7 protein-coding genes are annotated in these 9,072 nt (G+C 71.0%); 3 read left to right on the top strand and 4 right to left on the bottom strand.

Going from position 1 to position 9,072, the window contains the following annotated elements; all coding sequences use genetic code 11:
• Positions 1 to 85 precede the first annotated feature (85 nt).
• Both HV824_RS21975 and HV824_RS21970 read left to right on the top strand, forming a co-directional pair.
• A complete protein-coding gene (locus HV824_RS21975) occupies positions 86 to 1,633 on the top strand; it encodes a HAMP domain-containing sensor histidine kinase (RefSeq protein ID WP_176424145.1) in 1,548 nt (515 codons plus the stop codon).
• Complete coding sequence (locus HV824_RS21970; protein WP_176412834.1) at positions 1,630 to 2,961, top strand: pitrilysin family protein; 1,332 nt, start codon at positions 1,630 to 1,632, stop codon at positions 2,959 to 2,961. The genes HV824_RS21975 and HV824_RS21970 overlap by 4 nt, the downstream gene beginning before the upstream one ends.
• On the opposite strand, the gene HV824_RS21965 is transcribed toward HV824_RS21970, so the two are convergent.
• Positions 2,942 to 4,267, bottom strand: coding sequence for a tetratricopeptide repeat protein (locus HV824_RS21965; protein ID WP_176424144.1), 1,326 nt, complete (start codon positions 4,265 to 4,267; stop codon positions 2,942 to 2,944). The genes HV824_RS21970 and HV824_RS21965 overlap by 20 nt on opposite strands.
• A 40-nt stretch (positions 4,268 to 4,307) precedes the next feature.
• Between HV824_RS21965 and HV824_RS21960 the strand changes: the two genes are divergently transcribed.
• Positions 4,308 to 4,652 carry a hypothetical protein gene (locus tag HV824_RS21960; RefSeq protein WP_176424143.1) on the top strand — a complete coding sequence of 115 codons (345 nt, stop codon included), beginning with the start codon at positions 4,308 to 4,310 and terminating at the stop codon, positions 4,650 to 4,652.
• Positions 4,653 to 4,666: 14 nt separating this feature from the next.
• Here HV824_RS21960 and HV824_RS21955 read toward each other — a convergent pair whose 3' ends face one another.
• From HV824_RS21955 to HV824_RS21945, 3 genes are all read right to left on the bottom strand, one after another.
• Positions 4,667 to 5,104, bottom strand: coding sequence for a DUF779 domain-containing protein (locus HV824_RS21955; protein ID WP_176424142.1), 438 nt, complete (start codon positions 5,102 to 5,104; stop codon positions 4,667 to 4,669).
• Entirely contained in the window at positions 5,104 to 6,624 is a 1,521-nt protein-coding gene (adh, locus tag HV824_RS21950) for an aldehyde dehydrogenase (protein ID WP_176424141.1), read from the bottom strand. Before adh ends, HV824_RS21955 begins: the two co-directional genes overlap by 1 nt.
• Positions 6,625 to 6,801: 177 nt before the next feature.
• Positions 6,802 to 8,949 (bottom strand): sigma-54-dependent Fis family transcriptional regulator, encoded by a 2,148-nt coding sequence (locus HV824_RS21945; protein ID WP_176424140.1) that lies wholly within the window; start codon positions 8,947 to 8,949, stop codon positions 6,802 to 6,804.
• Between the last annotated feature and the right edge of the window lie 123 nt (positions 8,950 to 9,072).

Genomic DNA, 9,072 nt, shown 5'->3' with positions numbered 1-9,072 from the left:
AAGAGACGGCCGGCGGCCCCCGAGCAGGCGCCCGCGCCCCCTGGAGACGAGACTTGCGGCTGGACGGCCCGCCACGTAGCGAGGAATGCCCGTGAAGCTCTCCCTCGCGACACGCATCTTCCTGGGCTACGCCGTGGTGCTCGGCACCTTCGGGCTGGTGTCCCTGTTCAGCGTGACGGAGCTCCACCGCAACCGGCTGGAGATACGGCTGGTGAGCCAGGGCTACCTCCAGCTCTCCCAGGACGCCGCGGAGCTGGAGACCTTCCACGCAACCCAAGAGAAGGACACCGAGCGCCTCATTCAAGAGGGCAACGTCGAAATCCGCCGCGCCTTCATCCGGCTGGCCCGGACCTACAATTCGCCCCTCATGACCCAGCGGCTCGCCGCCGCCCAGGCCAAGGCGCACGAGGTGCTGGCCTCCGCCCCTGACAGCGAAGTGCCCTTCATCCGGGGCCTGGAGGACCGCTTCGGCGAGCTCCAGGTCCGCTACCGCGACTACGGCCGCGCCGCCGAGGCCGTCTTCACCGCCCTGGCCACGGAGAACCCGGACCGGGAGCAGGTCGCCGTCGCCACCGCCAGACTGCGGCAAGAGGAGAACGCCATCGGCCGCGAGATTCGCGTGCTGCGCGCCGCCCTGTCCAACCGCATCCGCGAGCGCGTGGACGGCGCCGAGGAGCGCGAGCGCACCACCGGCCTCTTCATCATCGGCTTCTCCGTGGCCGCCATCGCCGTGGGCGTGGGCGCCACCGCCTGGTCCGCACGCACCCTGCGCCCCATGCGCAACCTCATCCGCGGCGTGTCCCGCATCGGCCGCGGTGACTACAACGCCCAGCTCGGCGTGCGCGGCGACGACGAGGTGGCCGTCCTGGCCCGGGAGTTCGACCAGATGGCCCGCTCCCTCCAGGCCCGCGAAGCCCAGCTCAAGGCCCAGGCCGAGGCCCTCATGCGCGCCGAGCAGCTGGCCGCCGTCGGCCGCATCTCCGCCCAAATCGTCCACGAGGTGCGCAACCCCCTGTCCTCCATTGGCCTCAACGTGGAGCTGCTCCAGGACGGCTTTGAAGCCGCCCGCTTCGCCACCCCCGAGGACGCCGCCGAGGTGAAGGACCTCATCGGCGCCGTCACCCAGGAGGTGGACCGCCTGGCGGACGTCACCGAGCAGTACCTGCGCATGGCCCGCCCGCCCCGGCCCGACCTGGACCCTCGCGACGTCACCGCCGTGCTGGACACCGTGCTCGACTTCACCCGCGAGGAGCTGGAGCGCGCCGGCGTGAACGTGGTGCGCGACTTCGCCCTGGATACCCCGCACGTGCTCGCAGACGAGGGCCAGCTGCGGCAGGTCTTCCTCAACCTGCTGCGCAACAGCCGCGAGGCCATGCCCTCCGGCGGCCGCCTCACCATCATCACCCGTCCTGCGGAGGACGCCGTGGAAGTCACGGTGAGGGATACCGGACAGGGCATGACGGAGGAGGTCCGCCAGCACCTCTTCGAGCCCTTCTTCACCACCAAGGAGGGAGGCACCGGCCTGGGCCTGGCCGTCAGTCAGCAAATCCTCCAGGCGCACGGTGGCTCGCTCTCCTGCCAGAGTATTCCCGGCCAGGGGACGGCCTTCGTGTTAAGGCTTCCTCGCGCATGAGCTTCGCTACGTACCGGGACGTGCTGCCCTCCGGGCTGCGCGTCGTCACTGTCGAGACGCCCCACCTCCACACCGCCCTGCTCGCCGTCTACGTGCGGACGGGCAGCCGTCACGAGACGCTCCTCAGCAATGGCGTCAGCCACTACCTGGAGCACCTCTTCTTCCGAGGCAGCGAAGGCTGGCCGGACACGGTGAAGATGAACGCGGCCGTGGAGGAGGTCGGCGGCAACCTCAACGGCGTCACCACCCGAGACCACGGGTACTACTACACGCCCATCCACCCCGCGCACCTGCGCGTGGGCCTGGACATCATCGGCGACATGCTCACCCGCCCCCGCCTCACCGACATGGAGGTGGAGCGGCAGATCATCCTCGAGGAGATGCTCGACGAGGTGGACGAGAAGGGCCGGGACATCGACCTGGACAACCTGTCCAAGCACCTGCTCTTCCCCGGTCACCCGCTGGCCCTGAAGATCGCCGGCACGCGTGAGTCCGTCACCCGCCTGACGCACCCGCAAATCCTGGAGCACTTCGCCCAGCACTACGTCGCGGGGAACATCGTCGTCACCGCCGCCGGCCGGGTGAAGCACTCGGAGGTCCTGGAGATGACCGAGCGCGCCTTCGCCCGCCTCCCGCGTGGTCCGTCCAGCGTGGAGGCGCCGCCGCCCCTCACGCCCGCGGGCCCCCGCCTGCACTTCGTCAGCCATGACGAGTCGCAGACGGAGTTCCGCCTCAACTTCCGCGGCGTCCCCGAGCAGCACGAGGACTACCCCGCGCTGCAGATCATCCGCCGCGTGCTGGATGACGGCCTGTCCTCGCGGCTGCCTTACGAAATCGTGGAGAAGCGCGGGCTGGCGTACTCCGTGAGCGCGTCGCTGGACGGCTACCACGACGCGGGGCTCCTCGAGATTGAAGCCGCCAGCGCCCCGGAGAAGGCCGCGACGGTCATCACCGAGGCCTTCCGCGTGCTGGCCACGCTCTGTGAGCACGAGGTGGGGGAAGAGGAGCTGACGCGCGCCAAGCGCCGGCACCGCATGCTGCTGGAGTTCTCCCAGGACTCGCCGGGCGAGCTGGCCGGCTGGTTCGGCGGCACGGAGCTGTTCCGCACGCCGGAGTCGTTTGGCCACCGCGCCGACCTGGTGGACTCGCAGTCCGCCGCCCGCGTGCGGGAGGTGGCCCGGCGCTACTTCAACCGGGAGAACCTCACGGTGGTGGCGGTGGGCCAGCGCAAGGGCCTCAAGGCCCTGGAGCGCGTGGTGGCGGAGGCCCCCGGCCTGCCCGCGCCGGAGGCCGCGCCGCTGGCGGTGGTCAGCGGCGGCCGCGGATGATGATCGGGCCCGAGGACTTCTTCTTGGGCTTCGGCAGCAGCGCCTTCAGCGCCTTCTGGGTGCGGAGGTAGCCCGGGTTCTCCGGATCCCGCTTCAGGGCCTCGTCAATGAGCTCGAGGCCCCGCGTCACCTTCGTCTGCATCCGCGCATAGAGGGCGGCGAGCTGGGCCTTCTCCTCGAGGGTGGCCTCGCTCATGCTCAGCAGCAGCTCCAGTGACGTCTCCGCGTCCGTGACGCGGTCCGCCTTCAGGTGGATGCGCCACATCCGGGCATGCACGGGCGCGAAGCGGGGCTCCGCGGACAGCGCGAAGCGGTAGGCCTCCTCCGCGCCGCGGAGGTCCCCTTGCTCCTCCAGGGAGCGCCCGCGCACGTACTGCGCCCGGGCCAGCCGGGGGTTGAGCTGGAGCGCCTGGTCCACCAGAGCCTGCGCATCCGCGCGGCGGCCCTGAATGCGCACCGTCTCCGCCAGCCACGCCAGCGCGTCGGCGTTCTGCGGCTGCGCCTCCACCAGCTTGCGCAGGGCCTCCTCCGCGTCCGAGGCCCGGCCCTGGGCCAGCAGCACCCGCGCGCGCAGCGTCACCACCTCCGGCCGCTCCGCGTCAGCCCCCTTCACGGCGTTCAGGTCGGACTCGGCCAGGTCCGGGAAGCCGCTGACCAGGAAGTAGCGCGCGCGCAAGAGCCGCGCGGAGGCCAGCCCCGGGTCCTGGTTGAGGAGCCGGTCCATGAGGTTGGCGGCCAGGAGCTCGTCGCCCTTGAGCCAGAGCACCTCGGCCTCGACGGACTTGGCCTCGGCGTCGTCGGGGTTCTCCCGCAGGAGGTTCTCCAGCGTCTTGAAGGCGGCATCAATCTGCCCCTCACGCGCCTGGATACGGGCCAGCCGCAGGACGTCCGCGTCCGGCAGGTTGCCCGCGTCGCGCATGGTGATGAGCGCCGCGAGCGCGTCCTGGGTGAGGCCCTGCTGGAGGTAGATGTCGGCCAGCTGGCGCTGGATGGTGGGGTCCGAGCCCGGCGACATGGCGGCGGCCTGCTTCAGCGCCAGGATGGCGGCGCCCTCGTTGCCCGCCATGCGGTGGGCCTGCGCCATGAGCAGGTGCGGCTCCGGACTGTCAGGCGCCGCGGTGGCGGCCCTGCGCAGTGCGGCAAGCGCGGCGTTGGCCTGTCCGCTGGACAGGTGGCCGCGGGCTTCAGTCAATGCGACCTGAGCCCGCCTGGCCTTGTTCTCCGCGGCGGCAACCTCCGGCTCTTTGCAAGCAAGCAGTGGAAGGAGCGCCAGGGTCCACGGTCTGATTCGAAAATGACGGTGCATCGCTGAGGCCCAGGGTACCGGATGTTATCCTCCTTCGTCGATGGACCCATTCGTTCGGCGCCTCGTGGAGAGGCTCCATGACCCCAGCAAGCCGCTGTCGCGCAACCGGCACTTCCACACGTTCGAGACCCCCGAGGGGCGAGCGGCGCTGAAGGTGGTCCGGCGGCTGCGCAGCCTCCAGAAGGACATCCTCGCGTGCCACGCGGAGGGCTTCCGCGCGCGCATCTTCCGCCACGCGACGGGGAAGGGCGAACACCGCATCGAGCTCCTCATGGAGCGCCTCTCCGGCCGCCGCGTCGCCATGCTCCAGTCCGACGAATTCGAGCTGCTCGCCGCGCTGCCCGGCGTGCGTGACGCGCTGGAAGTGTTCGACGAGGCGGCGTAGGCCCGCGGAGGCCGCTACTCCGGAGGTCCGCGTCGGGGCGGCGGCGCGTGCTTCATCCTTTCGTATTCCTCGTCCGTGAAGACGCGGCTGCGGGTGAGGAAGCGCACGCCCAGCGGGGACTCCAGGCTGAAGCCCGCGCCCCGCCCCTTCACCACGTCCAGGGTGAGGTGCGTGTGCTGCCAGTACTCGAACTGCGCGCCGCCGATGTAGACGGGGCAGCCCTCCACCTCGCCCAGGAAGACGTCTCGCTGGCCCACGCGGAAGTCCCCCACGGGGTAGCACATGGGCGCGCTGCCGTCGCAGCAGCCGCCCGACTGATGGAACATCAAGGGCCCGTGCGTGGCGCGGAGCTGACGGATGACGGCGGCGGCCTCGGGCGTCACATCCACCCGGGCCACCGCCGTGGCGCCGTCCTGTCCGCCCGTGCCGGGGCCGGCACCGGCGTCACGCATCAGAAGAAGCCCATGGCCTTGGGGCTGTAGCTGACCAGCAGGTTCTTCGTCTGCTGGTAGTGGTCCAGCATCTTCCGGTGATTCTCCCGCCCGATGCCGGACTGCTTGTAGCCGCCGAACGCCGCGTGCGCGGGGTAGATGTGGTAGCAGTTGGTCCACACGCGGCCCGCCTCGATGGCGCGCCCCGCGCGGTAGGCGGTGTTCCCGTCACGCGTCCACACGCCAGCGCCCAGGCCGTACAGCGTGTCGTTGGCCTGGCGGATGGCGTCGTCGAAGTCCTTGAAGGTCGCCACGCTCACCACGGGGCCGAAGATCTCCTCCTGGAAGACGCGCATGCGGTTGTGGCCCTGGAACACGGTGGGCGCCACGTAGTAGCCGTCCTTCAGGTCGCCCGACAGCGCCACGCGCTCGCCGCCGATGAGGACCTTGGCACCCTCCTTCTTGCCGATGTCGATGTAGCTGAGAATCTTCTCCAGCTGGTCGTTGGACGCCTGGGCGCCGACCTTCGTGTCGGTGTCCAGCGGGTTGCCCGGCGCCACCTTGCGGACGCGGTCGAGCGCCTTCTCCATGAACTGACTGTAGATGCGCTCGCTGATGAGGGAGCGCGACGGGCAGGTGCAGACCTCGCCCTGGTTGAGCGCGAACATCGCGAAGCCCTCCAACGACTTGTCGAAGAAGTCGTCGTCGCGCGCCATCACATCCTCGAAGAAGATGTTGGGGCTCTTGCCTCCCAGCTCCAGCGTGACGGGGATGAGGTTCTCACTGGCGTACTGCATGATGAGCCGGCCCGTGCTCGTCTCGCCGGTGAAGGCCACCTTGGCGATGCGCGGGCTGCTGGCCAGCGGCTTGCCCGCCTCCACGCCGAAGCCGTTGACGACGTTGAGCACGCCTTCGGGCAGCAGGTCCTGGATGAGCTCGGTCCACAGCAGGATGCTGGAGGGCGTCTGCTCCGCGGGCTTGAGGACCACGCAGTTGCCCGCCGCCAACGCCGGGGCCAGCTTCCAGGCCGCCATCAGCAGCGGGAAGTTCCAGGGGATGATTTGCCCCACCACGCCCAGCGGCTCGTGGAAGTGGTAGGCGACGGTGTCGTGGTCCAGCTCGCTCACGCCGCCTTCCTGCGCGCGGATACATCCGGCGAAGTAGCGGAAGTGGTCGATGGCCAGCGGGATGTCCGCCGCCAACGTCTCACGCACGGGCTTGCCGTTGTCCCACGTCTCGGCGACAGCGAGCAGCTCCAGGTTCTGCTCCATCCGGTCGGCGATCTTGTTGAGGATGTTCGCTCGAACGGTCGGCGAGGTGCGGCCCCAGGAGAGCCGGGCCGCGTGGGCCGCATCCAGCGCCTTTTCGATGTCTTCGGCCGTGGAGCGTGCCACTTCACAGAAGGGCTTGCCCGTCACGGGGCTGATGTTCTCGAAGTACTGGCCGCGCGTGGGCTCGACCCAACGCCCGCCAATGAAGTTCTGGTAGCGAGGCTTGAACTGCACCTTGGAGCCGGGCTGATTGGGGGCGGCGTAGATCACTGCGCTCTCCTTGGGTGGTTTGGTAGACGGGACACCCCCAGAGCAGCGCGCGTGCCAGTGCCCGCGTCCGTCGACGTCGCGGCGCGTCGTGTCCCGCTCCGCGACACCTGTCCGGACACGCATGGCGCGGAGCGCGACAGGTCCGTCGCGCGATGGACACCGTCCTCCAGTGAACGCTCAGGCGCGGGAGGGCAGCGTGATGCCGAAGCGCTCCGCCATCCGGTAGAGCGTGCTTCGTGCGATGCCCAGCCGCCGGGCGGCCTGCGCCACGTTGCCGCCACTGAGCGCCAAGGCCTCTTGGATGGCGCGGGCCTCCAGCTCGCGCAGCGGGCCGGCGGCGGCACCCGCGGCGGGCTGGCGCGGCGCACTGGGAGCGAGCGGCGAGGTGGTCAGGGGCGCTACCTGGCCCCCGGGCGAGTGCGGGCTGCCCAGGCCTGGCGGCAGGGCGTCCACGTCCAGCACGGAGGCGCCGCCCGCACGCACCAACGACAACCGCAGCACCGTCTTCAGCTCACGCACGTTGCCGGGCCAGGGGTGGGCGGCGAGCCGGGTGAGCGCGGCGGCGGAGAGACCTGGCGTGGCCAGGCCTTCTTCTGCCGCCAGGCGCTTGAGGAGTGCGTGGGCCAGCTCAGGCAGGTCGGTGCGCTCGCGCAGTGGTGGCAGCCGCAACACCGCGCCCTGGAGGCGGAAGTAGAGGTCGGAGCGAAAAGTGCCGCTGCGCACGGCCGCGTCCAGGTCCCTGCAGGTGGCGCCCACCAGGCGGAAGCGCGAGCGCCGCACGCGGGATTCACCCACGCGCGAATAGGCACCGTCCTCCAGCACCCGCAGCAGCAACACCTGGAGCGCGGGCGGCATCTCCGCCAGCTCGTCGAGGAAGAGTGTTCCACCGTCCGCCGCCGCCAGCTTTCCCTCCGCGCCGCCGACACGCGCGCCGGTGAAGGCGCCGGGCGCATGGCCGAACAGCTCACTCTCCAGCAACGCGGGCGACAGCGCGCCGCAGTTCACCGCCACGAAGGGCCCCGTGGCGACCGTGCTGGCCGCGTGCAGCGCGCGGGCGAGGAGCTCCTTGCCCGTGCCTGTCTCCGACAGCAGGAGCACCGGCAGGCTCGTCGGCGCGAAGCGCTCCGCTTCTCGCAGCGTGGCGCGGTGCTGCGGGTCGCTCCCCTTGAGCGCCGCCCACGGTCCATGTGGCGCGACCGTGTCCGCCCCCCACTGCTCCCGGGACAGTGCACGCGGCGCACGGCCCACGGATGAAGGCTCCGCCACAGCCGGGCGTGAATCCGCGCTCCCGGGCGTCATGCCCTGGGGCTCACCACCAGACGGCGACGCTTCTCGCGGCGCGCGCAGGGACTGGCCCCCCGCGGACTCCAGCCGCACCAGCACCGCGAGCGCCGAGCTCCCATCCTCCGTCCCCACCGCCTCCGCGTGGATGCGCCAGACCGGGCCCTGCGAAGGAAGACGCGCCTCCAGCGCCACGCCTCGCAACGCCGCATCCGTGAGCACCCGCCACGAGACCCCCAGCGCCGCCTCCACGCCCACGGGCCCCTGCTCACCGAGCAACGCGCGCGCGGTAGCGTTGCAGCGGCTCACGCGCCCCATGGGCTCGACGACGAGCACCGGGCCATCCTCACGCGACAGGCGCGACTCCAGCCCACCCCGCGCAACCGCGGCCACCCGGGCCCAGGCGACTTCGCGAAGCCGCGCCTCGGCGGCATGGGCCACGCTGGCCACCGCCACCAGCACCAGCGGATCCGCCGCGCCAGCCGGCCCCGTGACGTCCAGCACGGCCACCAGCTCCCCAAAGGGGTCATGGACCGGCGCCGCGTAGCAGACGAGCCCATGGTGCCGCTGCGCGTAGTGCGCCGGCCCCACCACCGCGACGGCGGAGGACTCCGCCAGGGCAGTGCCAATGGCGTTCGTCCCGCGAGACGTCTCATCCCAGCAGGCCCCCTCCACCAGGCGCACGTAGTCCGCGTGGTGGGTGAAGTCCCCGCCAGAGCTGCGCGTCGCCAGGATGACGCCCTCGCGGTCCGCGAGCAGCGCCACCCGACCTGACGGAAGGGGCGCCGCCGACAACAGCTCCAGCATGCCGCCCAGCTCGTGCCACACCGGCTCCAGCCGGGCCCGGCGCTCGATGAGCGCCAGACTGCCCACGCTGGGACCTTCGTCCGGCTGCCCGGTGCTCGGGGCGCCCAGCAGACGCGAGCGCTGCCAGCGGGGGAGGATGGAGCGCAACTCCGGGCGCAGCCCCGCCTCCCCGTCGAGCGCACCCACGAGGAACTGCTCCCACAGGAGCGGTGATGCGCTGAGCGTCAGCGTCCCCAAGGACCCGGAATCTTGGTTGAATCCCGCGGGGGACAACAACCTGGGAACGCCGCAATGTTCCTGTCCCAACCTGACGCAGTGCGCCATGCGACTCGGGAGGCCCCCTCCCCCACCTTAGGCGTC

The organism is Myxococcus sp. AM009, assembly GCF_013372605.1.
GTDB lineage: Bacteria > Myxococcota > Myxococcia > Myxococcales > Myxococcaceae > Myxococcus > Myxococcus vastator.
Note: the sequence above shows the minus strand (reverse complement) of the source record. Positions and strands in the feature narration are given on the sequence as shown.